Below are 25243 nucleotides of genomic sequence, written 5' to 3' on the forward strand. Positions count from 1 at the left end.
CCGCGGGTCAGGCGACCACCGGGGGCAGCGGGCTGCCGAAGGCCGGGCGCTGGCCGCGCAGGGCTGCGACCCGGCGGTGCACCTCCTCGGCCTCGTCGGCCCGCCCCAGCCGCTCCAGGCAGTGCGCCTCGTCGCTGCGCGCGGCCAGGGTGTCGGGGTGGCCCGCGCCGAGGGTCCCCTCCCGGCCCTCGGCCACCTCGCGGTACACCGACAGGGCCTCCGCCCAGCGGCCGAGCCAGCCCAGGCCGACGGCCACTTCGCGGCGGCTGACCAGGGTGTCGGGGTGGTGCGGTCCCAGCACGCCGGCGCGCAGCACGGACACCTCCCGGGCCTCGGCGAGCGCCTCCTCCCAGCGGGCCAGCCGGCCGAGGTTGACCCCGAGGCCGTGGCGGGCGCGCAGGGTCTCGGGGTCGGCCGCGCCGTACGCGCGCGTGCGGTCGGCGGCGAGCTCCCGGTACAGCTCCACCGCCTCGGCGATCAGGCCGAGCCGGCCGAGGCTTATGCCGATCTCGTAGCGGGCGGCGAGGGTGTCGGCGTGGTCGCGGCCGAGGGTGCGGCCACGGCCGGCCGCCACCGCGCGGTAGCCGTCGAGGGCCTCGCTCCAACGGCCCAGCTGTCCGAGGGCGTACGCGGCCTCATAGGCGCTCACGAGGGTTTCGGGGTGCTCCGCGCCGAGCACCCGGGCGCGGGCGGCCGCCACTTCGGCGGCGGTGCGCTGCGAGTCTTCGAGGCGGCCGAGCCGGCTGAGGTTGACGGCCAGGTTGTGGCGGCAGCGCAGGGTGTCGGGGTGGTCGGGACCGGCCGTGCGGACCCGGGCGGCGAGCACCTCCTCGTACACGTCGTGCGCCTCTTTGTGCCGGCCGAGCTGCGCGAGGACGTACGCGGTCTCCTGGCGGGCGGCGAGGGTGTCCGGGTGGTCCGGTCCGAGGACGCGGGCCCGGGCGCCGGCCACGTGGCCGTACTCGACGAGGGCGTCCCCGGCCCGGCCGGTACGGCAGAGGGTGAAGGCGACCTCGTAACGGCTGGCCAGGGTGTCGGGGTGCTCGGGGCCGAGCGATTCGGCACGGGCGGCGGCCACCTCGCGGTGCACGAGGTTCGCCTCCTCCCAGCGTCCGACCCGGCCGAGCCCGAGGGCGGTGGCGTACCGGTCCGGCAGGCCGCCGCCGACCCGCCCGCCCGCGTACTCCGCGGCACTGCCGGCGGCAGGCGCGAGCCCGGCCCGGTCCCGCTGCGGCCCGACCCGCGGGTCCGTACGCGCCCCCTCGGGCCCGGCGGCGTGGCCGGGTACGGCGGCTTCGGCGGGGGCGCCGAACGGGTCTGCCGCGGCGGGCGGACGGATGTCCCCGCCCGGTACGGAAGCGGCGCCGGGGCCCGGCACGGGCGTGGCCGGGACGGCGGATCCGGGGACGGGGCCGGGGCCTCCGGCGGGGACCGTGGCAGCGGCGGCAGTACCCGGAACGGCCGGAACGGGCGGGCCCAGGACAGCCGTTCCGGGGACGGAGAACGGGCCTCCGGCATGACTCGGGGATGCGGCGGGTGCCGCACCGGCGGTCACCGCCGGTGGGCGGGCGGCGGCCGTCCGGCCGCCCACCGGCACGGCGGCCCCGGAACCGTCGGGCTCCGCGGCCGGCCCCGTGCCGGACCGCACCTGACCGACAGTTGCCGCAGTTGCCGCAGTTGCCGCAGCTGCCGCAGGCGGCGCACCCGCCGACGAACCCGAAGTCCGGGAGCTGCCCGATGCGGTGGACCATGAGCTGCCGGACACCGCCCCACCGGCGACCGCGCCCACCACACCCGTCCCCCGGGTCCCGGAGACATCCGGCACGACGGCCCCCGAGGCGTCCGGCTCCTCCGCGGTCCACTCCGCGGCGGGCACGGCCCTACCGGCAACGGCCTCAATCGCCGACCCCGACGTCCCGGAAACGTCCGGCACGGCGGTCCATCCCGCGCCGGCCGCGGCCGTACCGGCGATGGCGCCCGCAGCGGCCGACCCCGAGGTCCCGGAAACGCCGGGGCCCGCGGTCCACGCCGCGGCGGGGTCCGGCGTACCCGAGGTCGTGCCCGCGGCGGTCGTCCCGTGGGGCGTGGACGCGGGTGCGGTGGCCGGCCGCACAGCAGCGGCAGCGGCAGCGGCGCCCGAGGGGTGGCCGGCAACGGTCCCGGAGGATGCCGGGATGGCCGCCGCACCCACCGCGGCGGCAGCTGCGGGCGGGCCGGCGTGGCCCGTCGCGGGCGGCGGCGTCCGGACGGGGCCGCCGGCGGGGCCCGTCGCGGGCGGTGCCGGGGCAGGCCGGCGCAGGGCGGTCCACACGCCGGTCAGGGCCTGGGCCCACGCGCCGCTCGCCGTGGCGCGCGGCACGGCGGGCCGGGGGCCGGCCGACATGCCCCGCGCCCAGCCGGGCAGCGGGGCCTCGGCGGCAGCCGGTGCGGCCGCCGCAGGAGCCGCGCCCGCAGCAGCGGCCCCGCCCGGAGGCGGAAGCGGCGCCCCGTCCGCGCCGCGGGCGCCGACCAGGCGGCGGTGCAGGGTGCGGGCGTCCGCGGGGCGTTCCTCGGGGCACTTGGCGAGGAGGTCGAGGACGGCCTCCTCGAAGAAGGCGGGCAGCTCGGGGCGGTGGGTGCGCAGCGGCTCCGGCGCCGTGTCGCGGTGGCCCACCAGGACCGACCAGGAGTCGCCGAGGTCGAAGGGCGGGGCCCCGGTGGCGATCTCGTACAGCACGCAGCCGAGGGAGTAGAGGTCGCTGCGGTGGTCCACCTCGGAGCCGGCGATCTGCTCGGGGGACATGTAGTGCGGGGTGCCCATGGCCATGCCCCCGCCCGTGAGCTTGGCGGTGAAGCCGATGTCGTGGGCGAGGCGGGCGATGCCGAAGTCGCAGATCTTCACCGTGCCGTCGGTGAGCCGCATGATGTTGGCCGGCTTGAGGTCCCGGTGCACGATGCCCTGCTCGTGCGTGTACGCGAGGGCGGCCGCGACCTGCTCGGCGATGTCGAGGACCTCGTCCACGGGAAGCGGGCGGTGCTCGTTCTCGTCGAGGATCTGGCTGAGGTTGCGGCCGTGCAGCAGCTCCATGACGAGGAACAGCGTGCCGTCGGAGGCGGTGTCGTCGCCGAAGTCGTGGACCACCGTGACCCCGCGGTGCTGGAGCGAGGCCGCGACGCGGGCCTCGCGCCGGAACCGCTCCCGCAGCACCCGCGTGAAGTCGGGGTCGTGTCCCGGTCCGAGCGGCTTGAGGCATTTGACCGCCACCTGGCGGCCCAGCGACTCGTCGCGGGCGCGCCAGACCTCGCCCATACCGCCGCGCCCGATGAGATCGAGCGGCCGGTACCGGCCCTGGATCAGTCTGGTTTCCGCCAACTCCGCCATGTCGTGCTGCCGCCCCCACTGTCGTGCTGTGCCCTCCCCGGCCCGACCAGTATGGCCGTACCCCGGCGAGCTGTGTACGGCGAGGGACGGCTGCCGGGCCCCAGCCGGGCCATTGCTTTCAAGATGTGACCTGGCGGCAGCCGCCAGCGCAGCCGGTCGGGTATCAGGCGCAGCAGGAACCCCGCCAGACGCAGGCGCCGCGTGACGCTGCGCGGGGCCGGGGCGGGACGCCCGTACAGGTGGTGCGCGTGATCGGGCAGCAATCCGTACGCGAGCCCGCTCACCGGCCGCCACAGCAGGGCCCGCAGGGGCACCAGCGGCCAGGGCACCGGCGGGCGCCGCAGGAAGGCGTCCACCTCCTGCACGTCGGGCCCGCCGGCGAGTTCCGGGCGGACCCGCCGGAAGTACGCGGCCAGCTCCGCGGTGCTGCCGGGGACCTGTCCGGGATCGAGTCCGACGAGGCGTGCGCTTGCGCGGTTTTCGGCCACGTAGCGGTCGGCTTGGGCCTCGGTGAGGGGGACGCCCGAGCGGCGCAGTACGTGCAGGAAGGAGTCGATCTGCGCGCAGTGCACCCACAGCAGGAGCTCGGGCTCGTCGATGCGGAAGGCCTCGCCGGTGGCGGGGTCGGCGGCGGTCAGGCTCCGGTGGATCCGCCGGACCCGGGCGCCGGCCCGCTCGGCGGCGTCGGTGGTGCCGTAGGTGACGGTGCCGACGAAGTCGGCGGTGCACAGCAGGCGGCCCCAGGCGTCGTGGCGGAAGTCGCTGTTGGCGATCACCCCGCGGACGGCTCGCGGGTGGAGCGCCTGGAGGTAGAGGGCGCGGACGCCCGCTATCCACATGACGGGGTCGCCGTGGCAGTTCCACGTGACCGAGCCGGGACCGTACAGTCCGGGGTCTGATCCGCTCATCGGCACAGCGTAGTGGGGGCGGCGACCGGGGAGAAGGCCAGCGGCGGCTGCCCTGCGGTCTCGAATACGGCCACGTCCGCGGACTCCAGGAGGATGTAGCCGGGGGTGTAGAGGTCGTTCCAGTTCACGCGGGGTCCGTCCACCGCGGCGTCCAGGTCGGTCCGCATCTGGCGCAGCTCCCAGTACTTGCCGGCGAAGGTGAGGGTGCCGACCCCGCAGTGGGTGTAGAGGTCGTAGCGGTACCAGGTGCCGGGCTTGGGGGCGGCGGGGCCGGTGCGGGGGGCGTCCGGGTCGGGCCCGGTGGGGGCGGGCTTGATCCCGTCGGCGGGGACGGCCACGGGAGCGTCGGCGGGGGCGCGGCCCACGGTGCCGGTGGCCGCTGCGCCGTCGGCGGTGGCCTCGGCGGCCGTGGCGCAGCCGGTGAGGGCGAGGAGCAGGGCGGCGAGCGGGGCGGCGAACGGGGCGAGCTGGTGCGGACGGTACATGGCGTCACCTTTCCGTCGTCCGGGGGGGCCGGGGGGGGCGGTCGGTGCTGTGACGCGGTGGGGGTGCGGGGGGTTCCGTGGGAGGCGGGGGGCTGGGGGCATCGGCGGGGCTGGAGGGCGTACGGGTGGGATGGGGGGGCGTACGGGTGGGATGGGCGGCGGGCCGGGGCCGCCCCGCGTCCGCGGCGCGCTGTCCTCGGGCGCTCGGGCGGGGTTCACGGGTGATGCGGGGGCGGGGGCGCGGACGAGGACGGGGGCGGGGGCGGGGGCGGGGGTGCGGAGGTCTCGGGGGTCGGGTTGTCGAGGGCCCAGCGCTTCTCCCAGCAGCGGTAGGAGAGTTCGAAGAGGGCCAGCGGGAGTGCCATCACGGCCGCCGTGTACGCGTCCGGGCGCCGGGTGCCGATGGTCCACAGGTACGCGCCTGCGAGGAGGGCCGCTCCGCTCAGGCCGAGCAGCAGTTCGCCGGTGCGCCACAGGGCCCTTCGCCGGTCCGTGTCCAAGGTGGTCTCCGCTTCCTGTACGCCTGCGGGGTGCGTGGGGCTCCCGTGCGGCGGATCGTGCCGTGTTGCTGTATGTCTGCCCCGTTTCGCGTGAGGTTTTCCGCCGGGATGTGGAAGGGAGTCCAGCAGGCGGGGAGTTGTTCAGCAGCGTTCTGGCGGGGTCTGAACAATGCGCGGTGCGTACGGGGCGCTTCGGCCCCTGCGGGACTGTGCCCCTCCCCACCCTTTCACCGTTTCCCGGGGCGCCGCCCCAGGACCCCGCGCCTGGCGGGGGCGGGCGGGTGCGGAAGCGCCGCGCCTGGCGGCGCGGACGGATTCGGGGGCTCCGCCCCCGGACCCCCGCGCCTCAAACGCCGGCGGGGCTTGATTTCGCCCCGCAGCATCCAGCAGCCCGCGCGATGCACGCCCGGAGCCCGGCCTACGGCCGACATCCAGCCCGTCCGGCGCTTGAGGACCGGGGTCCGGGGCGGAGCCCCGAATGTTGCCGCCCCACCGGCATCACGCGATCCGCGGCACAGCCCCGACTCCCCCACCCCCAGGGCGAACCCAACCCCGTCCGGCGAGACACCGCCCCGGAACAGAGCCCGCACTCCAGCCCCTGCCCGGGACAAACCCCAAGCCCGTCCGGCGCTTGAGGACCGGGGTCCGGGGCGGAGCCCCGAATCGTGCGGCCTCGCCGGCGATGGGGGCGTGGGGGCTGGGGCGGGGCCTCGGTTAGGGAAGGGGCGGGGTGGGGGAAGGACCCGCGCAGCGGCGGGGCGAGGTCAGGCGGCGGCTTCGGGCAGGGGCGGCGTGCAGGCGCCGGAGAGGGGTCCGGCGAGGTCGGACTCGATGTCCGGCGCGTGGTTGCTGACGATGCGCCCGCTCCACGTATCGCACAGCGCCGGCACGCTCAGCTCGCCCGCATAGTGATGCCCGGTCGCCTCGTACGCCCGGCGCAGCGCCTCGTACCCGGCGGTCGGGTCCTCGGGGGCGCCGAGCAGTGTGATGGGTACGACCCGCCCCAGCCCGAGCCGGGCGTGGAGGTCGAGCAGGCGCCGGGAGGAGGCGCAGCCCTGCGCGAGGTAGAGGCGGTAGCGGCAGGGGGCCGGTGAGAAACCGGCTCCGATGCGGCCGCGCACGGCGGTGGAGGGACAGGCGGCGGGCAGCACGGTGGCGAACATGGCTCTCCTGGGGTTCGGCGGTGGCGGCAGGGCGCAAGGCCCGCGGGATCCGGAACTCAGCAGGAGCGGCCGAACGCGCTGCACACGCGCAGGAGATCGATGTGGAGACGCCGGGTGAGGGACCAGCGGCGGGTGATCCCCGCCCCCTCGCGCACTGCCCGGGACCTGTCCACGGCGTTCAGTGTCGTGAGGCCCGGACGCACCGTCAAGAGTGCTGGCGGAAACCGGAGTCGGGCTCCTGTCCGCCGGCGCGCAGGCGGAAGCCGGTGACCAGGTCGGGGCGGATCCGGACGGCGCCTGATGCGGTGCCCTCGACCCACGGTTGAAGGAGGTGCGCGTAGCGCTCGATCTCGCCCGGGTCGGTGACGGCGGTGGCAAAGCCGGTGGCCACCACGCTCCACCCCAGGCGTTCGTCCGGATCGATGTCGTCGGCTTCGTAGGCGACGACGACGCCCCCGCCTTCCTGGGCCGCGAGCAGGGCTGCCAGCGTCGAGCCGTCCTGGACGCGGATGATGATGTCGCCGGCGTCGACGAGGTGGTTGACGGGGCGGACGGCCGGCAGCGCGTGGCGGGTGAAGACGATGCGGCCCAGTTCGACGGCGCCGAGCAGCTTCAACGCCTCATCCGCGGTGAGCTCCTCCGCCCGCCGCCCCCGGCCGCCGAGGGTCGTCGGACTGTTGGTCGTGGTCGTGGCGGTCGCATCGCTCTTCATCACGGGCACCCTTGATCGAGGGGCGGGACGGCAGGCCCCCTACCCGCTGACGGCATCTCATCGGAACGTGGGCCCGGGGGCATGGCTGCGGAGCACCGCGAGCCGCCGCGTGTACTCCTCCTCGTCGATCTCGCCCCTGGCGTAACGGTCCGCGAGGAGGGTCTCGGCCTTTCCCTCGGAACCGGGCGCCGGGGCGGGGCCGGACGGAGCCTCGCTCCGCGCGCCGTTCCGCGTGACGGGGCGCAGCAGGTAGGCGGCCATCGCAATGATCAGGGCCACCAGGAGGAACGTGGTGACGGACATGGCGAACCATCCCCAGCCACCCATGACGTGACCGTTCCAGTACATGGCTCGACTCCCTCGGCAGAACGGGCGGCCGGGTGGACCGTCCACTGACAGGGTCAACCGGCCGGACCGGACCCGGCATGGGCCGGTCGGGCCCCATGTGGGTCCACAGGGCCCATGCCGGCGGACGGGCCTCGTGCCGAGACTGAAGGCGGACTCGATCGAGGAGGCCGTCCATGAGCACGCCCGCCCCCACCCGTATCGCCGCGGCACTGCCTGCCGCCCACCGTTCCCGTCTGATGGAACTGGCCCGAGAGGTCGCCTTCGCCGAAGGCACGCGTCTCTTCCGCGAGGGCGGCCACGCGGACCGGTTCTGGATCGTCCGGTCCGGCACCGTCGCCCTGGACGTCCACGTGCCCGGTCGGCGCGCGGCCGTCATCGAGAGCCTCGGGGCCGGCGAGCTCGTCGGCTGCTCCTGGCTGTTCAAGCCCGCCACCTGGCGGCTGGGCGCGGAGGCGACGACTCCGGTGCGTGCGTACGAGTTCGACGCGGCGCGCGTACGGGCGCTGATGGACGCCGATCCCGGCTTCGGCTCGGCCGTCGGGCACTGGGTCGCGCAGGTCCTCGCCCATCGGCTCCAGGCCGCCCGGGTACGCCTGCTCGACCTGTACGCGCCGTACGGCAGCGGCAGCTTCCTCTGAACATCGGTACGGCGAAGGAGCCGGTCGAGCCCGCATCCCGCCACACCGTCGGTGACGTCATGACGCACGCTGCGCTCCCCCTCGGCCGCGAGGCGTCGTTCCGGGAGGTCGTCGGTCCGGCCGCGACCCCGAGGGATTGCTCCGCCCGGGTCGCAGGGCGGGTGCGTTGCCCGCCCACCTGAGACAATTCGGGTGGAAGTGCACAGCGACGGACCCAGCCGGGGGCGATCATGTCCGACGATCCGAACGTCTCCGCGGAGGCGCCGATCAAGGTGTTCCTCCTCGACGACCACGAGGTGGTCCGGCGAGGACTGCGGGACCTCCTCGACGCCGAGCCGGACATCACCGTCGTGGGAGAGGCGGGCAACGCCGAGCAGGCGCTGGCCCGTGGACCGGCGCTCCGCCCTGATGTCGCCGTGCTCGACGTGCGGCTGCCCGACGGCGACGGCATCACCGTCTGCCGGGAGCTCCGCTCCCGCATGCCGGACCTGGCCTGTCTGATGCTGACCTCGTTCGACGACGAGGACGCCCTGCTGGACGCGATCATGGCGGGCGCCGCCGGCTACGTCCTCAAACAGATCAAGGGCTCCGACCTGGTCTCGGCCGTCCGCACGGTCGCCACGGGACAGTCCATGCTGGACCCGGCCACCACAGCCCGCCTGATGCACTCCCTACGGGATCCGGAAGCGGCGGAGGAAGCGGAGGACGCCCGGCTGGCGGCGCTGTCGGAGCGTGAGCGGGCCGTCCTGGAGCTGATCGGCGAGGGTCTCACCAACCGGCAGATCGCCAAGCGGCTCTACCTGTCCGAGAAGACGGTGAAGAACCACATCTCGCGGCTGCTGGGGAAGCTGGGCGTCGAGCGGCGGGTGCAGGCCGCCGTGATCGCCGCCCAGGTTCACGAGCACGACGCCGGTACGGCGAAGCAGTAGGGCGGCCTGCGTTCACCGGGTCCGCGCGACCGGGGGCACCTGCCACTCCAGACGCATGCCGTGCTCCTCCTCGCCGCGCCCGGCGACCGGTCGCCCCCCGGAGTGGGTCCCGTGCCGTGTCCGAGTGCGTACGCGTTCATGATCATGCCTTGCTGCGGAATGCGCCCCGCAGGAGCCGGGCGGTGAGGAAGGCGAAGACGGCAGCGGCTGCGGCGAGCCAGGTCCCGCCCCAGCCCACGGGCTCGGTCTCCAGCAGAGACCGGAGGGCAGGGACGTGGAGCGCGGCCACCGCCAGCAGGGCGGAGCCGGCAACGGAGACCGGGAGGAAGAGGTTCTCCCTGGTCAGCAGGCGGGTCCGCAGGCCCAGGGCCACGCCCAGCTGCGCCGCGAGCAGGGCGAGGAACAGCACGCTCTGCCAGGGCGGGCCCATGGCGCGGGCCGCCACACCGGCGAGCAGGCTGGTGGCCGTCACGGCCGACGCCAGGACGAGGAGGCGCTGCCAGGCGCCCGCCGCGAGGATGTGCTGGTCCGGCGGCCGGGGCGGGCGACGCATGGCCTCGGGTGCGACGGGTTCGGCGCCCATGGCCACACCGGTCAGGCCGTGCGTGAGGAGGTTGATCCACAGGATCTGACCGGCCCGCAGGGGCAGGGCCAGGCCGAGCAGCGGGCCGACGAGCATCACGAGGATCTCGGCGGTTCCGCCGGCCAGGGCGTAGACGAGGAAGCGGCGGACGTTGTCGTAGACCCGCCGGCCCTCCTCCACGGCGGTCACGACGGTGCCGAGCTCGTCGTCGGTGAGGACGAGGTCGGCGGCCTGGCGGGCCACCTCGGTGCCGCGGGCGCCCATGGCGACGCCGATGTCGGCCTGGCGGAGGGCGGGGCCGTCGTTGACGCCGTCGCCGGTCATGGCGGTGACGGCGCCACGGGCCCGCCAGGCGTGGATGATGTCCAGCTTCTGCTGCGGGTCGGTACGGGCGAAGACGCGTACGTGCGTGAGGTCGGCCTCCGGGGCTTCGGCCAGCTCGGGGCCGGTGAGGACCTCACCGGCGGGGCCGTCCTCGACGAGTCCGGTGCGCACGGCGATGGCGTGGGCCGTCGCCGGATGGTCTCCGGTGATCATGACCGGAGTGATGCCCGCCGCACGGCAGGCCGCGAGAGTGGCGGCGGCAGCTGCCTTGGGAGGGTCGCTGATCGCGATCAGGCCGAGCAGGCGCAGTCCGTGCTCCGCCTCGCCGGGCGTCACGTGCGGCTGGGGCCGGTCGGCGGTGGCGACCGCCAGTACGCGGAAGCCTTGGGCGGCCAGGGCTGCGGCCTGTCGGCGGGCGCGATCCAGGAGCTCGGGCGGTTCACCGAGGATCTCCGGGTCGAGGACCGTTTCCGGTGCCCCCTTGAGGCAGACCGAGGTGGTTCCGTCAGGAGCGCGGTGGAGGGTGGTCATCCGCTTGCGGAGGCTGTCGAAGGGGATTTCCCCGGTGCGGGGACGGGTTCGGTGCAGCTCCGTCGGATGCGGGCACTCGGCTTTGGCGGCGGCTGCCAGAAGTGCCGCTTCCATCGGGTCGCCGATGGCCGTCCAGCCGTCCGACTGGTCCCGGGGCGGCTTGAGGCTCGCGTCGTTGCACAGGGCGGAAGCGGTGAGCAGCTCCCGCACGGGCTGGAGCTCCTCGGGCGTCAGGGGGTGTCCTTCGCGGGTCAGGACGCCATGGGGGGCGTAACCGGTACCCGTCAGGTCGGCCGTCCACGAGGGGACCCATACGCGCTGGACGACCATGCGGCCCTCGGTCAGGGTGCCGGTCTTGTCCGTGGCGAGGACGCTCACGGAGCCCAGGGTCTCGACGGCGGGCAGGCGGCGGACCAGCGCGCCCCGGGCTGCCATCCGGCGGGCGCCCAGGGCGAGGGCGAGGGTGACGACGGCGGGCAGGGACTCGGGCACGGCGGCCACGGCCAGGCTGATGGCGGTGACGGCCATGGTGCCCACGGCGAGGCCGCGCATCAGGCCCAGGGCGAAGAACAGCACGCACAGGGCGAGGGTGGCGGTGGCCAGGACCCGGCCGAGGGAGGCGAGTCGGCGCTGCAGCGGGGTGGATTCGCAGCCGGCGTCCCCCAGGAGTGCCGCGATCCGGCCGAGGGCGCTGGCCGGGCCGGTGGCCGTGACAGTGGCGACGCCCCGACCTCGTACGACGACGGTCCCCGCGCTCACCGTCTCCCCCGGGGCCTTGTCGACCGGCTCGGATTCGCCGGTGAGCATCGATTCGTCCATCAGCAGCGCGGACGCGTCGACCAGGTCACCGTCCGCGGCGACGATGTCGCCCTCGCCCAGCAGCAGTGTGTCGCCGGGCACGACGAGGGCCGCCGACACCTCGTGGGGAGTACCGTCGCGCAGCACCCGGGCGTGCGGGGCCGAGAGGGCGGAGAGCGCGGCGACGGCACGGTCCGCCCGGACTTCCTGGGCCACCCCCACAGTCGTGTTGACGACGATCACGAGGCCGATGACGACGGCGTCCGGGTGGTCTCCGATCGCGATGGTCAGCAGTGCGGCACCGAGCAGCACCATGATCAGCGGATCGCGCAGCTGCGCCAGAACCCTCCGGTACACGGGCGTGGGCCGCGGCGGTGCCACCTCGTTGCGACCGTACCGGGCCAGCCGGCGGTCGGCCTCTGCCTGCGCCAGCCCCGGCGGAACCGGGGCACGGACGGGCAGTGCTGCGCTTGCGCGGCTGGTCATGACGGCCTCATCCGGTGGGGACGGTGATCACGGGGCAGTGCGCCCGGTGCAGCAGCCCGTGGACCACGGAGCCGAGCCGCATGCCGGTGTAGCCGCCGCGGCCTCGGCGCCCTACGACGACGGCGAGGGCGTGTTCGGCCGCGCGGGCCAGTTCCTCGACCGGATGGCCGGTGAGCACCTCATGGGTGACGTGCACGTCCGGGTACTTGTCCGACCGTCCGGCGGCGGCCTCGGCGAGCAGGGTGCGCTGAGCTCGGAGAGCAACCTCCTCGTCGTCCGGCATGAACAGCGGCGGCTGCCACACGCAGACGATCCGCAGGGCGGCTCCCCGCAGGTCGGCCTCGTCGAAGGCGAAGGTGAGCGCGTCGGAGGCGGACGCGCTGCCGTCGACCCCGACCACGACGTAGGGCGGTTGCCGGGTGACGTGCTCGGCGTCGCCCACGACGACGACCGGGCAGCCTGCCTGGGCCGTCACAGGGACGACGGTCGAGCCGGCGCTGAAGAACTCCGCGGTGCGGCCCAGGTGACGGGACCCGAGGACGATCATGCGTGAACGGCTCGCCTCCGCGCCGAGGGCGTGAGCGGGGAACCCGCCCAGCAGGCCGGTGGTGACGGACACCTCCGGATGGCGGTCGAGGACCCAGCTCTCGGCCTCGGCCAGCCTGTCGGCTCCGGCCCGTCGCAGCGCGGTCTGCCGCGGGGTGTCGTCGACGTGGTGGGTGTCGTGCTGCGGCGGCACCGCGACCAGCAGGCGCAGCGGGAGCCGCCGCCGGTGGGCCTCGTCGGCCGCCCAGGCCAGGGGAAGGTGCCAGTCCCGGGCCGGGTCGATCCCCATGACGATGTCACGCGCGCCGTTCCCCGTGGTCATGACCGGCTCCTGGTGCGACTGCCGGACCGGGGGATGAGGAGGACGGGGCAGTGCGCGTGGTGGAGGAGGGTGTGCGTGGCCCTGCCCAGGTTGGGGGACAGTCCGAGGAGGGCGGGCGCCCTGCGGCCGCCCATGACCAGCAGGTCGGCGTGGCGGGACGCTTCGACGAGCACTCCGGCCACCGAGATGCTCGTGTCCGCGTCCGCTTCGACGGCCAGGTCGGGAAACTCGCCGCGGATCGTGTCCATGACGGCCTTCAGGCTTTCGCCGTGCTCTCCGGCGATCTCGTCCACTCCGTCGAGCATGCTGACCACGTTGCCGACGGACCCGAGCACGTTCCACACGTGCAGCAGCCTCAGCGACGCCTTGCGCAGCTCGGCCTCCCGGGCCGCGTACCGGGCGCACACGAGGTCGTGCTCGTCGCGGACGGCGGCGAGGACGGTGCCGCGCTCCTCCGCCGCGTCGGTGCCGCGGACCACGACGACGGGCGTCCTGGCGGTGGCTGCGGTGCCCAGGCCGACGGAGCCGAGCAGGAGGGAGTCGAAGCCGCCCAGTCCGCGGTTGCCCACGACGATGGTGCCGTGCAGGCCGCCGGCCCGGTGCAGGCTGGTGACGGCGTCGGTGCGGCTGAACTCGGTGGTCACGAGCAGACCGGGGTATTCGGCGCTCACGGCCTTCGCCGTGTCGTCCAGAAGCTCCCGGCCTGCGGCGCGGACCTTCTCGATGGACTCCGCCGACAGGTACAGGGCCCGGCCGTCGGTGTCGGCACCGAAGACGACGTGCAGCGGGCGGCCACGGCGTACGGCTTCTGCGGCGGCCCACAGGGCGGCGCCGCGCGCCGACTCCGAGCCGTCCACGCCGACGACGATTGAGCTGGTGTCCGGGGTACGGATGGTGCTCTCCACGGTCACTCCCAACCGAGAAGCCGATGGAACACCACTCACGCTGCCACCGGCGCGGACACCGCAGGAGGGCCGCCCGGGACCGCGACCGGGGCCGAAGGTCCCCATCGTGCGGACGGGTCCCGTACCACCTGGAGCGGGTGGCCCTCACGGTCCCGGGACGGGGCCGTTCGGCCCTCGATGCCGGCCGCGCCCCGGCGGAAGGTGGGGTACACGAGCACGACACCTCAGCCACGTACGACACAGCGGAGCAGGAGGCGCCATGCAGCACGTCAAGGTGGCGGACCTGATGACCGACGAGGTGGTCTCCGTGGCCCCCGACACCACCTTCAAGGACGTCGCCAAGCTGCTCGCCCAGTCCGACATCGGCGGAGTCCCGATGCCCTGGTCGTCGGTCACCGAAACCCGATGAAGGAAGCCGAGCCATGAAGAATCACGTGACCGTCGGAGTCGACGGCTCCCCGGAGAGCCGAGCAGCGGCACGCTGGGCCGCACGCGAGGCCGTCCTGCGGCAGGTACCGCTGCGGCTCGTGCACGCGGTCGACTGGCCACTGGACCCGGTGTTCCCCGGGGTGGGCCGCCAGGAGGCGGACCGGTGGGCGGACCAGACACTGACCGAGACGGCCGAGGAACTCCGGCGCCGCCATCCGGACCTCGAGATCACGAGCCGATGCCCGGCAGCCCGGCCGGCAGCAGCCCTCGCGGCCGAAGCCGCCGATGCAGGGCTGCTCGTACTGGGCTCGCGTGGGCTGGGTGGACTCGTCGGTTTCCTCGTCGGCTCGGTGGCGCTGGCCACGCTGGCCGCGACCGACACGCCCGTCGTCCTCGTCCGTGTCGCGGACGACCCGGACGACCCGGACGGGCCGGACGGGCCGGACGGGCCGGGCACCGGCGCGTCCGCGGAGATCGTCGTGGGCGTCGACATCCACGAATCCTGCGACCGGGTCCTGGCCTTCGCGTTCGAGGAAGCAGCACGGCGCGGCTGCGCGCTGCGGGCCGTGCACGGATGGAAGCTGCCGCCCGCCTACACGTACGTCCCGTTCTTCGATCCCGACAACGAACGGGACATCGGCAGGAGCGTCACCCGCATGGTGGACGACATGCTGCTGCCCTGGCGGCACGAGTTCCCCGGTGTCGAGGTCAGCCACGACGTGTTCAGAGGTGCGGCGGGCGAGCGGCTCGTCCAGGCATCCCGGGGCGCGGGACTGGTCGTGGTGGGACGCCGCCTGCGCCGCTCACCGCTCGGCGCGCACCTGGGCTCGGTCGCCCACGCCGTGCTGCACCACGCCGCCGCACCGGTCGCGGTCGTCGCGCACGACTGAACCACCCCGTCAAGGGCGGGAGACGACATGGCCGGCAGAGCGGGACCGCAGGCAGAAGGGCGGAAAAGAGCCCGCCCGGATCGCCCTCCCACCATCGTGGACACCCGCTCGCCCGGCGACACCCACCGGAGGAAAGACCATGCAGCACCTGCGCACCGTCGACGACGTGATGACGCACGCCGTCGTCTCCGTCGACCGCGGAACCGCTTTCAAGGACATCGTGGAAGCGCTGCGGATGTGGCACGTCAGTGCTCTTCCGGTCCTCACCGAGGACGGCCGGGTGGTTGGCGTCGTGTCCGAGGCCGACCTGCTGCTCAGGACGCAGGACGAGACCGGCGCGTCCCGCGATGCGACCGCCGAGCAGCTGATGACCCGCCCGGCCGTGACCGTGCCGAAGGACGCCACGATCGCGGGCGCGGCCCGCCTGATGGCCCATGGCCACCTCAAGCGCCTGCCCGTGGTCGATGCCGACGGCCGCCTGGTCGGCGTCGTCAGCCGGGGCGACCTGCTGAAGGTCTACCTCCGGCCGGACGCGGACATCGGAACCGAACTCCGCGAGCTGATCACGTACCAGCTCGTCCCGCACGGCTCCGCCGAAGTGCACGTTCACGTCGCCAGCGGCATCGTCTACCTGAACGGAACCCTGCCCGACCCCACGCTCGGAGACGTGCTCGTGCGCGCCGCGCGCACCGTGGCCGGCGTCGTGGACGTGAAGGCCGACTTCACCGTCCCCATGCCCGTCTGAGGCGACGGCCCGCCATGAGGCACCGCAGCGTCGCGGAACTGATGACACCGACCGCCGTCACCGTGCAGCGGGGTACCCCGTTCAAGGAAATCGCGCGGCTCCTCAAGGAGTTCGACGTCACCGCCGTTCCTGTCGTGGACGATGCGCGGCGCCCGGTCGGGGTCGTATCGGAAGCCGACCTGCTGCGGCGGCGTCCTGCCCGCGGAGTCGCGACGGCCGAACAGCTGATGACCAGCCCAGCCATCACGGCACGCCCCGAGTGGAGCGTGGTCCGCGCCGCCCGGGTCATGGAGCGGCACCAGGTCAAACGACTGCCCGTCATCGACGCGGACGGCTGCGTCATCGGTGACCTCAGCCGCGGCGACCTCATCCGGGTTCCGGCAAGCGGAACCAGCGTTCCTGGCCCGCGGCGATCCACTCCCGCCGGTCGCCGGGGAGAACCAGTGGCACGGGTCCGTGGAGCGAGGGCGGGAGGTGGATGCCCATGCGGCCCTGCCGGAACCAGATGCGGATGTCCCGGTGCCCGAGGTAGGAGAGCGAGAACGTGGATCCGGGAATGTCGGTGAGCGGCACCGGGTCGATGTGCAGGCCGTCGGTGGCGGGGTCGAGCCCGACGATGCCGCGTTCGACGAGGTCGAGGGTGCCTGCCATGGCCCCGAGGTGGATCCCTTCGCCGGTGGTGCCGCCCTGGACGTCGGTGATGTCGCCGAGGAGGGCTTCCTTGCAGAACTGCCAGGCGTCCTCGCCCTGCTGCCGGGCGAGGACCCATCCGTGGACGAGGCTGCTGAGCGTGGAACCGTGGCAGGTCCGCTGGAGGTAGTACGTCACCGTCCGCGCCCAGAGCTCGTCGTCGAGGACGTAGCCGAGCCGGGCGAAGAGCCGGGAGAGTTCGGCGGGGCGGAAGAGGTAGCCGAGCATGAGTGTGTCGGCCTGCTTGGACGCCTGGTAGCGGTTGGGGGTGTCGCCTTCGGCCTCCAGGATCCGGTCCAGGCGGCGGATGTCGTGGTAGCGGGCGCGGTACGTGTCCCAGTCCAGCTCGGCGAGGTCGCCGTAGCCGTGGAACTGGCTGATCACGTCGCGGTGGAACGGGATGTACATGCGGTGCGAGATCTCCGCCCAGCCATCGAGTGCGTCGGCTTCGCAGCCGAGTTGCGTGAGGAGTTCGGCGCGTCGGGCGGCCGGGAGCTCCTCGTACAGGTCGAGGGCCCGGGCGAGTACCCAGGCGGCGGTGACGTTGGTGTAGGCGTTGTCGTCGATGCCGGGCGCGGCCGCGTCCGGGTAGGCGTCGTGGTATTCGTCCGGGCCGAGGACACCGCGAATGCGGTAGCGGGCGAGGCCGGCGTCCCAGGTCGCGACGTCGGCCCAGAAGTGGGCGATGTGGAGCAGCAGTTCAGCGCCGGGGCCGTGCCTGAATCCGGTGTCGCCGGAGGCGAGGCCGTACTGCCACACGTTCCAGGCGATGGCCGAGCCCACGTGGTGCTGGAGGTGCGAGTGGTCGGGCAGCCAGCGGCCGGAGCGCGGGTTGAGGTGCAGTCGCTGGGTCTCCTCGTCCCCGGAACTGCCGCTCTGCCACGGGAACATCGCGCCTTTGGCCCCTGCCCGGCGGGCTGCCTCCCGGGCTGCGGGCAGCCGCCGGTGCCGGTACTTCAACAGGGCGCGGGCGGTGTCGGGGAAGTGGAGGGTGAGGTAGGGCAGGACGAACAGCTCGTCCCAGAAGACGTGCCCGCGGTACGCCTCCCCGTGGAGGCCGCGGGCCGGGACGCCGACGTCGAGCTCGGCGGTGTGCGGGGAGAGGGTCTGCAGGACGTGGAAGGCGTGCAGGCGCAGGATCCGGCCGGTCTCACCCGCCGCGCTCACCCCTCCGTCGCTCCAGAGCCGCTGCCATGCCGCCCTGTGGGATGCCGACAGGGAGGAGAAGCTTGCCGCGTGTTCGGCGGATTCGATGCTGCACCGTACGGGATCGGCGTGGGGGCGGTCGAGCGAGGTGAACAGCGCGGCGGTCTTCACGACCACGACCGGACTCCCTCGCTTGATCGGCAGTGCGGAGAGCTGGGTGGCGGTGGTGGCCGTGCACGTCCTTTCGACTGCGGCCAGAGGCCGTGACCCTGTCCGGACCGCGAGCCCGACCCGTATGCGGGAGGCGGAGGTCGTGCAGGCCAGCCAGGCGGTGCCTGCTGCTTCCACGCCGGCCCGCTGCTCGGTGAAATGCCGCCCCGCCAGGGCTCGGTAGCGGTCCACGCCGGAGTTCGCGACGTCGCCGTCGAGGACGGATTCGACCTCGATCCGGCCCGTCCAGCCGTACGCGCGGAACTCGGTGCGCTGCGCGGCCAGGTGCGGGTCGGCCATGTGGACGAGGCGGGTGTGGGTGACACCCAGGCGGCGTCCGTCGGCGTCGTGGAAGAGCATGCGGCGGGTGAGCGTTCCGGTGCGCAGGTCCAGCGAGACCCGGTAGTGGCGCAGGGTCGGGTGGTCGGGGGTGAGCCAGTCGCCGGGCGGGGCGCCGTCGGCCAGGCAGCGGTAGCGCAGGGCGGTCCAGTCCGGCAGCCGGACCAGGTCCTCGTTGGAGACGGCGCGTCCGGCGACGGTGGAGCTGAGGCGGTTGTAGCCGCCCGCGAGGTAGGTGGCCGGGTAGTGGACGTCGTCGGCGGTGCTCTCGGGTGCTGACCCGCGGGTGGCGAAGCGACCGTTGCCGAGGGTGCACAGGGACTCCACCAGCCGCTCGGTCTTGGGGTCGTAGCGCGTGTACTCCCACCGCCAGGCCGTGTTCACGGCCGGCCGCCTTCAAGAGCGGTCGGCAGTGCGGCCAGGTCGGGCAGGACGAGATGGGCGCCGTGGGCGCGCAGGGCGTCCGCCGTGCGCCGGTCGCCGTCGCGATCGAGGCCCACGACCAGTCGGAAGCGGCCCCGGCGTCCGGCCTCGACGCCGACGAGCGCGTCCTCCACCACGGCGGCGCGCCCGGGGCCCGCACCGAGCCGGTCGGCGGCTTCGAGGAAGAGGCCGGGGGCCGGCTTGCCCGGGAGGAACAGGGCGTCGGCGTCCTGACCGTCGATGACGGCGTCGAAGAACCGAACGAGGTCCGCGGATTCCAGGAGGGAGCGGGCGTGGCGCGAGGCCGAGACGGCGGCACATCCGATCCCCATCCCCCGTAGGCGCAGGAGCGCCGGCCGGACGTCGTCGAAGACGGCGACGCCGTCGGTCCGCACCATCTCGGAGAAGATCTGCTCCTTGCGGGCGGCCACCGCGTGCACGGTGGCACACCCTGGCGGATCCTCGGGTGCCCCGGGCGGGATGCGGATGCGGCGTGCGGACAGGAACGCTCGTACGCCGTCCAGCCGGGACCGGCCGTCCACCAGGTTCCGGTAGTCACGGACGGCATCGAACGGACGCGGCCTTTCACCAGGACGGTTCCACTGGGCGAGGCAGCGGTCGAACGTCTCCTTCCAGGCGGCCGCGTGCCGGGCCGCCGTGGCCAGGAGCACTCCGTCGGTGTCGAAGACGACCGCGTCCACGGCGTTCATCAGCCGTGCACCACGCGGCGGCCGGTGAGTCGGACGGGAGTGAGCTTCATCCAGTGGGCGCGGTCGCCGCCGGCCCAGGGCCGGGACCGGGCCATGACGACCAGGTGCCGGCTTTCGTCCCTGTCGGTCACGGCCTGGAGCTCGCCCACGGCCAGCACGCTCCAGCCTTCCGCGGTCACGTCGTCGATGTGGTCGATTTCGAACGCGACCTCGGTGCCCGCCGCCCGGGCAGCGACGGTCTCTCCGGCGGTCCGGAAGGCTATGGAGGGGCCCGCCACCATGTAGTTGACGGGCACGACGGCCGGACCTTCGGGAGTGAAGACCGCGATGCGGCCCACACCGTGGGTGCCCAGCAGCCGCCTGCACTCGGTCTCGTCCAACGGCACCAGCGCGGTGTCGCGCCGGGGGGTGGCCCGTCCCGGGACCCGGTCGGCCCTCGCACCGGTCAGGTCGTCGACGGTCACACCAAGGGCGTCGGCAACACGGAGCAGGGTGCCCATGGACGGCGAGGCCGGGCGCTCCTCGAGGTAGGCGATGTAGTTGCCGTCCGCTCCGCACCGCCGGCCCAGCTCCTCGCGGCTCAGGCCGAGTTCGTCGCGGCGGGCCGCCAGGCGGCGGCCCAGGTCGGTGCGTCCGCCCGTCCCGCCGGCGGGCGGGAGCGGGGGGTGCGGGATGCTCTTCACGGCAGTCACGCCTCCTCGGGCGGTACGGCGACCGTGTCGTGCTGCGGTCCGCCGAGCACGACCTTGAGCGCGCCGGTGTCGCCGGCGTGGGAGAAGACGTCGTACGCCTCCTCCATCTGGTCCAGCTCGAAGCGGTGGGTGACCATCGCCGCCCCGGGCAGCCGACCTGCGGCCATCATCCGCAGCAGCATGGGGGTCGAGTGGGTGTCGACGAGCCCGGTGGTGAGGGTGACGTCCTTGATCCAGAGGTCTTCCAGGTGCAGGACGGCGGGCTTGCCGTGGACGCCGATGTTGGCGACCCGGCCGCCGGGCCGCACCATGCGCGTGCACATCTCGAACGCCTCGGGCACCCCGACCGCCTCGATGACCACGTCCGCGCCGAGTCCGTCGGTCAGGTCCTCCACCAGCTTCTCCGGCTCCTCCTGCGCGCCGACGGCGGCATCGGCACCGAGCTCCCGTGCGGCCGCCAGCCGGGCGGCGGCCAGATCGACGGCGATGATCCGCGACGGGCTGTAGAGCCCCGCGGAGGCGATGGCCGCCAGGCCGATCGGGCCCGCGCCGACCACGACGACCGTGTCGCCGGGGCGCACGTTTCCGTTGAGGACGCCCACCTCGTAGGAGGTCGGGAAGATGTCCGCGAGCAGGACCGCCTCGTGGCTCGGCAGGGCGCTGGGCAGCGGGTGGACGGAGAGGTCCGCGAAGGGCACGCGTACGTACTCGGCCTGGGTGCCGTCGATGAGGTGTCCCAGCACCCAGCCGCCGCCTCCGCGGCACTGGCCGTAGCGCGCCTCGCGGCAGAAGCGGCAGCGGCCGCAGGCGGAGATGCAGGAGATCAGGACCCGGTCGCCGGGCCGTACGGAGCGCACGTCGCCGCCGGTCTCCACGACCGTGCCGACGGCCTCGTGGCCGAGGATCCGGCCGGGCGCCACTTCGGGGACATCGCCCTTGATGATGTGCAGGTCGGTGCCGCAGATGGTGACGGCGTCCACCCGGACGATCGCGTCCGCAGCGTCCTTGATCGAGGGGTCCGGGACCTCCTGCCAGGAGGTCCGTCCGGGTCCGTGGAAGACGAGTGCCTTCATCGCGCGGCCTTCTCTCGGTGTGCTGTGCGGAAGGGACACCGCCAGGCTGTGCCTGCCTCCCTTCGCCCCGCTTGGGCCGGTCGGCCCCTTACCGGGACCGATCGGGCCCATCCGGGCAGAGCCGGGCCGGCGCGACGGTGGAGGCCGGCATCCGTCCCGAAAGCAGGCTGCTGCCGGCACGGCTCGCGTCCCCCGCACGGATCACACCCCGACCGCCGCCGAGTCGCACCGGTTCAGCGGCGGACCCTCGGCATGCCCAGGCCGATCCAGGAGATGATCTCGCGCTGGATCTCGTTGTTGCCGCCGCCGAAGGTGAAGATGACGGCGCTGCGGTAGCCGCGTTCCAGTTCTCCGTGGAGGACCGCGCCGGCCGAGCCGTCCTTGAGGGGGCCGGCCGCGGCGACGATCTCCATGAGCCAGGCGTACGCGTCGCGGCGGGCTTCGGAGCCGTAGACCTTGACGGCGGAGGCGTCCTGGGGGGTGAGGGTGCCGTCCTGGACGGCGTTCACCATCTGCCAGTTGAGGAGCTTCATCGCGTCGAGGCGGGCGTGGGTGCGGGCGAGCCGGCCGCGCACCCAGCCGAGGTCGACCACCCGGCGGCCGTCGGCGAGCTTGGTGGCGGCGGCCCAGCGCTGTACGTCGTGCAGGGCGCGGATGGCCATGGTGCCGTGCGCGGCCAGGGTGACGCGCTCGTGGTTGAGCTGGTTGGTGATCAGGCGCCAGCCCTTGTTCTCGGCGCCGACCCGGCGGGAGGCGGGCACCCGGATGTCCTCGTAGTGGCTGGCGGTGGTGTCGTGGGAGGCCAGGGTGTTGATGAGGGTGCAGCTGTAGCCGGGGTCGGAGGTGGGGACCAGCAGCATGGTGATGCCCTTGTGGGCGGGGGCGTCCGGATCGGTGCGCACGGCGAGCCAGACCCAGTCGGCGGTGTCCCCGTTGGTGGTCCAGATCTTCTGCCCGTTGACCACGTACGTGCCGGTCTCCTCGTCGCCCTCGCGGACGGCCCGGCACTTGAGGGCGGCCAGGTCGGTGCCGGCGTCGGGCTCGCTGTAGCCGATGGCGAAGTCGATCTCCCCGGAGAGGATGCGCGGGAGGAAGTACGCCTTCTGCTCCTCGGTGCCGTACTGCATCAGCGTGGGGCCGACGGTGTTGAGCGCCATCAGGGGCAGCGGCACCACGGCCTGGGCCGCCTCGTCGAAGAAGATGAACTGGTCCATGGGGGTCATGCCCCGGCCGCCGTACTCCACGGGCCAGCCGACCCCGAGCCACCCGTCGGCGCCGAGCCGGCGGATGGTCTCGCGGTAGAACTGCTTCTGCGCGGCCGGCTCCGCGTACCGGGAGGAGACGTCCTCGGGGACCAGCTCGGCGAAGTACGCACGCAGTTCGGCGCGCAACTGCTGCTGCTCAGGCGTGTATTCGAGGTGCACGGCCCCTCCAGAGTCCGGCTGCTGCGGTACGTCCCCGCTCGGCGGCGCACAGAGTAGAACCTGTTCCAGGAATGTGGAAGGGGCGCGGCGGCCGGCCGTCGCTCGTAGACTCCGGGCATGGCCGATGATCCACTTGCCCTGACCGTACTGGGGTCCGCGACCCCGTATCCCCGGCCCGGCAACCCGTGTTCGGGGTACCTCGTGACGGGGAGCGGCAGCCGGGTCTGGGTGGACGCGGGCAGCGGGACCCTCGGGGAGCTGCGGCGCCACACCGAACTGGACCGGCTCGACGCGGTCTGGGTCTCGCACCTGCACGCCGATCACAGCGCGGACCTGCTCACGGCGTACTACGGGCTGCTGTTCGCGGAACTCGCCCCCCGGGCACCGCTGCCGCTGTACGCCCCGCCCGGAACGGCCGACCGGCTCGCGGGCTTCCTCACGAACTCGGCCCGGCGCAGCCCCGTGGAGGACGCGTTCGACGTCCGCGAACTGCACGACGGGCACCGGGCGGTGGCGGGCGCGCTCGCGCTGGAGTCGCGGGCGGTGGCGCACGGGATGCCGGCCTTCGCGGTGCGGATCGAGGGGGCGGGCGGCTCGCTCGTCTACTCGGGGGACACCGCACCCTGCGGGGCGCTGACCGAACTCGCGGCGGACTGCGACGTGCTGCTGTGCGAGGCGGAGGGGGACGCACCGCCGGACGGTGCGCCGGACGGGCCCCCGGTCGGGCCGCCGGTCCACCACACGCCGGAGGAGGCCGGGGAGACGGCGGCGGCCGCGCGGGCGGGGCGGTTGCTGGTGACGCACGTCGGGCCCTTCCTCACTCCCGAGGAAGCGGTGGCGCGGGCCGCGAAGCGGTTCGCCGGGCCGGTCGGGTACGCCGCTCCCGGCGCGCGGTTCACCGTTGCGGGGGCTCCGCCCCGGGTCCCCCGGTCCTCGACCGCCGGACGGGCCTGACCGCACCGGCGGGGCCCCCGGCCCGCCTCAGGCCCGTGCCGGCTCCGTCAGCGGCAGTCCCGCGCCCAGGGCCGTGATCAGCTCGGAGGCGGTGCGGGCCATCGCCGCCCGGCCCACGGACAGGTAGGTGCGGGTGTCGGCGGCGCTCGGGTGCGCGTCGAGGTACGCGCGGATGGCGTCGGTCATCGCCACGTTCAGCGCGGTCCCGATGTTGACCTTCGTGATGCCGCCGGAGACGGCCGCGGCGAGCTCCCCGTCGGGCAGGCCGGAGGAGCCGTGCAGCACCAGGGGGACGTCCACGGCCACGGCGAGCCGGGCGAGCAGGCCGTGGTCGAGGCGCCCGGTGCGGGTGGTCATGGCGTGGCTGCTCCCGACGGCCACCGCCAGTGCGTCCACCCCGGATGCGGCGACGAACCGGCGGGCCTCCTCGGGGTCCGTACGGGCGCCCGGCGCGTGCGCGTCCAGCGGCGCGGCCCCGTTCTTGCCCCCGACCTCGCCGAGCTCGGCCTCGATCCACAGGCCGTTCGCGTGCGCCCAGTCCGCGGCCGCCCGGGTCTCGGCGAGGTTCTCCGCGTAGGGCAGGTGGGCGGCGTCGAACATGACGGAGCTGAAGCCCGCCGCGGCGGCCTGGCGCAGGAGTTCGGGGCTCTTGACGTGGTCCAGGTGCAGTCCGACCGGGACTTCGGCGGCCTCGGCCGCAGCGGCGGCCGCCCTGGCCAGCGGCAGCACCCGGCCGTGCCGGTACTTCACGGCGTTCTCGCTGACCTGGAGGATCACCGGGGCCCCCACGGCCTCGGCGCCCGCGATGACCGCCTCGGCGTGCTCCAGGGTGATGATGTTGAAGGCGGCGACGGCCCGGCGGCCGGCGGCGGCCGCGGCGACGAGGGCGCCGGTGGCGGACAGGGTCATCGGGTCTCCCCCGCGAGGATCACGGAGCGGGTCAGGTGGCGGGGGCTGTCCGGGTCCAGGCCCCGGCGGGCGGCCACGGCGAGCGCGAGGCGCTGGGCGCGTACGAGTTCGGCGAGCGGGTCGAGCTCCCCTTGCACCCAGCGTCCGCCGGTGGCGGCCACCTGCTGGGCCAGGCCGGCGGGGGCCTCGCCGATCATCCAGGTGGCGCTGGACTCCCCGGTGACGCTGATCGGCCCGTGCCGGTACTCCATCGCCGGATAGGCCTCGGCCCAGGAGAGCGAGGCCTCGCGCATCTTGAGTGCGGCCTCCTCGGCGAGTCCGGCCGTCCAGCCGCGGCCCAGGAAGGTGAACTGGCCGCAGTCCGCGAGCCCTTCGGGCAGCGGCTCGGCGAGGGCGGTGCGCGCGTCGGCGACGGCGGCGGGCCGGTGCTCCCCCAGGTGGGCGCGGAGCAGGGTGAGGGCGGTGGTGGCGAACCGGGTCTGCACCACGGACTGTTCGTCGGCGAAGCCGAGCACCACGAGTTCGTCGGCGAGGGCCGCCACGGGCGTGTCGGGGTCGCCGATGACGGCGGTGGTACGGGTGCGGCCGCGCAGCGCGGCGAGCAGGTCCAGCACTTCGGTGGTGGTGCCGGAGCGGGTCAGGGCGATCACCCGGTCGTAGCGGCGTCCGGCGGGGAACTCGGAGGCCGGGAAGGCGTCGGTCTCGCCCAGGCCGGCCGCCTCGCGGAGGGCGGCGGCGGCCCGTGCCATGAAGTAGGAGGTGCCGCAGCCCGTGAGGGCGACCCGTTCCCCGGGGGCGGGCAGCATCTCGCGGTGGGCGGGTGCGAGTTCGGCGGCGCGCTGCCAGCACTCGGGCTGCGAGCTCAGTTCGTGGGCGGCATGGCTGCTCATGACGGGCGACTCCCTCTGGGGTCCCTTGCGCGTGCGTGCTCCGGCGCTTTGCTCTCACACAGGCCACGCGGGGCCTCTGTGCTTGTTCTTGCAAGTTAGCGCCTGGTTTCAAGCAACTTCAAGCATCTCCGCCAGGAACTGCCCCCTGCCCGGGTCACGGTCCGGTGCACGAGGTGTCGT

General features: G+C 74.1%; 23 protein-coding genes and 1 pseudogene. 7 read left to right on the plus strand and 17 right to left on the minus strand.

Features of this window, described 5'->3' with window-relative positions:
- Nucleotides 1–7: 7 nt before the first annotated feature.
- The 7 genes from ACZ407_RS00885 to ACZ407_RS00915 form a co-directional block, all read right to left on the minus strand.
- Nucleotides 8–3352, minus strand: a complete 3345-nt coding sequence (locus tag ACZ407_RS00885; RefSeq protein ID WP_468124359.1) for a serine/threonine-protein kinase — start codon at nucleotides 3350–3352, stop codon at nucleotides 8–10.
- Nucleotides 3334–4269 carry an oxygenase MpaB family protein gene (locus tag ACZ407_RS00890; RefSeq protein WP_468124360.1) on the minus strand — a complete coding sequence of 312 codons (936 nt, stop codon included), beginning with the start codon at nucleotides 4267–4269 and terminating at the stop codon, nucleotides 3334–3336. Before ACZ407_RS00890 ends, ACZ407_RS00885 begins: the two co-directional genes overlap by 19 nt.
- Entirely contained in the window at nucleotides 4266–4754 is a 489-nt protein-coding gene (locus ACZ407_RS00895; protein WP_468124362.1) for a hypothetical protein, read from the minus strand. The genes ACZ407_RS00890 and ACZ407_RS00895 overlap by 4 nt, the downstream gene beginning before the upstream one ends.
- 215 nt (nucleotides 4755–4969) lie before the next feature.
- Entirely contained in the window at nucleotides 4970–5254 is a 285-nt protein-coding gene (locus ACZ407_RS00900) for a hypothetical protein (RefSeq protein WP_468124363.1), read from the minus strand.
- 764 nt (nucleotides 5255–6018) lie between these two features.
- On the minus strand, nucleotides 6019–6417 hold the full coding sequence (locus ACZ407_RS00905; protein WP_468124365.1) for a hypothetical protein: 399 nt from the start codon (nucleotides 6415–6417) through the stop codon (nucleotides 6019–6021).
- A gap of 205 nt (nucleotides 6418–6622) precedes the next feature.
- Nucleotides 6623–7129 (minus strand): pyridoxamine 5'-phosphate oxidase family protein, encoded by a 507-nt coding sequence (locus ACZ407_RS00910; RefSeq protein ID WP_468124367.1) that lies wholly within the window; start codon nucleotides 7127–7129, stop codon nucleotides 6623–6625.
- A gap of 57 nt (nucleotides 7130–7186) precedes the next feature.
- The gene (locus ACZ407_RS00915) at nucleotides 7187–7477 is read right to left on the minus strand and encodes an SHOCT domain-containing protein (RefSeq protein ID WP_468124369.1); all 291 of its coding nucleotides are present in this window, start codon (nucleotides 7475–7477) and stop codon (nucleotides 7187–7189) included.
- 173 nt (nucleotides 7478–7650) lie between these two features.
- Between ACZ407_RS00915 and ACZ407_RS00920 the strand changes: the two genes are divergently transcribed.
- Together ACZ407_RS00920 and ACZ407_RS00925 are read left to right on the plus strand one after the other, a co-directional pair.
- The gene (locus ACZ407_RS00920) at nucleotides 7651–8115 is read left to right on the plus strand and encodes a Crp/Fnr family transcriptional regulator (RefSeq protein ID WP_468124371.1); all 465 of its coding nucleotides are present in this window, start codon (nucleotides 7651–7653) and stop codon (nucleotides 8113–8115) included.
- A gap of 230 nt (nucleotides 8116–8345) precedes the next feature.
- Nucleotides 8346–9044, plus strand: coding sequence for a response regulator (locus tag ACZ407_RS00925; protein ID WP_468124372.1), 699 nt, complete (start codon nucleotides 8346–8348; stop codon nucleotides 9042–9044).
- A gap of 142 nt (nucleotides 9045–9186) precedes the next feature.
- Here ACZ407_RS00925 and ACZ407_RS00930 read toward each other — a convergent pair whose 3' ends face one another.
- Genes ACZ407_RS00930 through ACZ407_RS00940 form a run of 3 tightly spaced genes read right to left on the minus strand, consistent with a single transcriptional unit; the run spans nucleotide 9187 to nucleotide 13539 of the window.
- A complete protein-coding gene (locus ACZ407_RS00930) occupies nucleotides 9187–11766 on the minus strand; it encodes a cation-translocating P-type ATPase (RefSeq protein ID WP_468124373.1) in 2580 nt (859 codons plus the stop codon).
- 7 nt (nucleotides 11767–11773) lie between these two features.
- On the minus strand, nucleotides 11774–12634 hold the full coding sequence (locus ACZ407_RS00935) for a universal stress protein (RefSeq protein WP_468124374.1): 861 nt from the start codon (nucleotides 12632–12634) through the stop codon (nucleotides 11774–11776).
- Complete coding sequence (locus ACZ407_RS00940) at nucleotides 12631–13539, minus strand: universal stress protein (protein WP_468124376.1); 909 nt, start codon at nucleotides 13537–13539, stop codon at nucleotides 12631–12633. Before ACZ407_RS00940 ends, ACZ407_RS00935 begins: the two co-directional genes overlap by 4 nt.
- A 259-nt stretch (nucleotides 13540–13798) precedes the next feature.
- Here ACZ407_RS00940 and ACZ407_RS00945 point away from each other — a divergent pair, with 259 nt between their 5' ends.
- The 4 genes and pseudogenes from ACZ407_RS00945 to ACZ407_RS00960 form a co-directional block, all read left to right on the plus strand.
- Nucleotides 13799–13948 (plus strand): CBS domain-containing protein, encoded by a 150-nt coding sequence (locus ACZ407_RS00945; protein ID WP_468124378.1) that lies wholly within the window; start codon nucleotides 13799–13801, stop codon nucleotides 13946–13948.
- Between the two features lie 13 nt (nucleotides 13949–13961).
- Nucleotides 13962–14858: a universal stress protein gene (locus ACZ407_RS00950; protein ID WP_468124379.1), complete on the plus strand. Its 897-nt coding sequence runs from the start codon at nucleotides 13962–13964 to the stop codon at nucleotides 14856–14858.
- Between the two features lie 139 nt (nucleotides 14859–14997).
- Entirely contained in the window at nucleotides 14998–15603 is a 606-nt protein-coding gene (locus tag ACZ407_RS00955; RefSeq protein ID WP_468124381.1) for a CBS domain-containing protein, read from the plus strand.
- A 14-nt stretch (nucleotides 15604–15617) separates the two neighbouring features.
- Nucleotides 15618–15980: pseudogene (locus tag ACZ407_RS00960) on the plus strand (CBS domain-containing protein); the annotation flags it as partial.
- Here the strand turns inward: ACZ407_RS00960 and ACZ407_RS00965 are convergent.
- The 5 genes from ACZ407_RS00965 to ACZ407_RS00985 all read right to left on the minus strand — a co-directional run bounded on the left by ACZ407_RS00965 (nucleotide 15970) and on the right by ACZ407_RS00985 (nucleotide 22310).
- Nucleotides 15970–18372 carry a glycoside hydrolase family 65 protein gene (locus ACZ407_RS00965; RefSeq protein ID WP_468124382.1) on the minus strand — a complete coding sequence of 801 codons (2403 nt, stop codon included), beginning with the start codon at nucleotides 18370–18372 and terminating at the stop codon, nucleotides 15970–15972. The pseudogene ACZ407_RS00960 and the gene ACZ407_RS00965 overlap by 11 nt on opposite strands.
- Nucleotides 18369–19121, minus strand: a complete 753-nt coding sequence (locus ACZ407_RS00970; protein ID WP_468124384.1) for an HAD family hydrolase — start codon at nucleotides 19119–19121, stop codon at nucleotides 18369–18371. The genes ACZ407_RS00965 and ACZ407_RS00970 overlap by 4 nt, the downstream gene beginning before the upstream one ends.
- Complete coding sequence (locus ACZ407_RS00975; protein WP_468124385.1) at nucleotides 19121–19813, minus strand: helix-turn-helix domain-containing protein; 693 nt, start codon at nucleotides 19811–19813, stop codon at nucleotides 19121–19123. Before ACZ407_RS00975 ends, ACZ407_RS00970 begins: the two co-directional genes overlap by 1 nt.
- Complete coding sequence (locus ACZ407_RS00980; protein WP_468124387.1) at nucleotides 19810–20886, minus strand: zinc-dependent alcohol dehydrogenase family protein; 1077 nt, start codon at nucleotides 20884–20886, stop codon at nucleotides 19810–19812. The genes ACZ407_RS00975 and ACZ407_RS00980 overlap by 4 nt, the downstream gene beginning before the upstream one ends.
- Nucleotides 20887–21119: 233 nt before the next feature.
- A complete protein-coding gene (locus ACZ407_RS00985) occupies nucleotides 21120–22310 on the minus strand; it encodes an acyl-CoA dehydrogenase family protein (protein WP_468124389.1) in 1191 nt (396 codons plus the stop codon).
- A gap of 117 nt (nucleotides 22311–22427) precedes the next feature.
- Here ACZ407_RS00985 and ACZ407_RS00990 point away from each other — a divergent pair, with 117 nt between their 5' ends.
- Complete coding sequence (locus ACZ407_RS00990) at nucleotides 22428–23264, plus strand: MBL fold metallo-hydrolase (protein WP_468124390.1); 837 nt, start codon at nucleotides 22428–22430, stop codon at nucleotides 23262–23264.
- Between the two features lie 27 nt (nucleotides 23265–23291).
- On the opposite strand, the gene ACZ407_RS00995 is transcribed toward ACZ407_RS00990, so the two are convergent.
- Together ACZ407_RS00995 and ACZ407_RS01000 are read right to left on the minus strand one after the other, a co-directional pair.
- Nucleotides 23292–24173, minus strand: coding sequence for a class II fructose-bisphosphate aldolase (locus ACZ407_RS00995; RefSeq protein WP_468124391.1), 882 nt, complete (start codon nucleotides 24171–24173; stop codon nucleotides 23292–23294).
- Entirely contained in the window at nucleotides 24170–25063 is an 894-nt protein-coding gene (locus tag ACZ407_RS01000; protein ID WP_468124392.1) for an SIS domain-containing protein, read from the minus strand. Before ACZ407_RS01000 ends, ACZ407_RS00995 begins: the two co-directional genes overlap by 4 nt.
- Between the last annotated feature and the right edge of the window lie 180 nt (nucleotides 25064–25243).

The organism is Streptomyces sp. NPDC030809 (genome assembly GCF_055572195.1).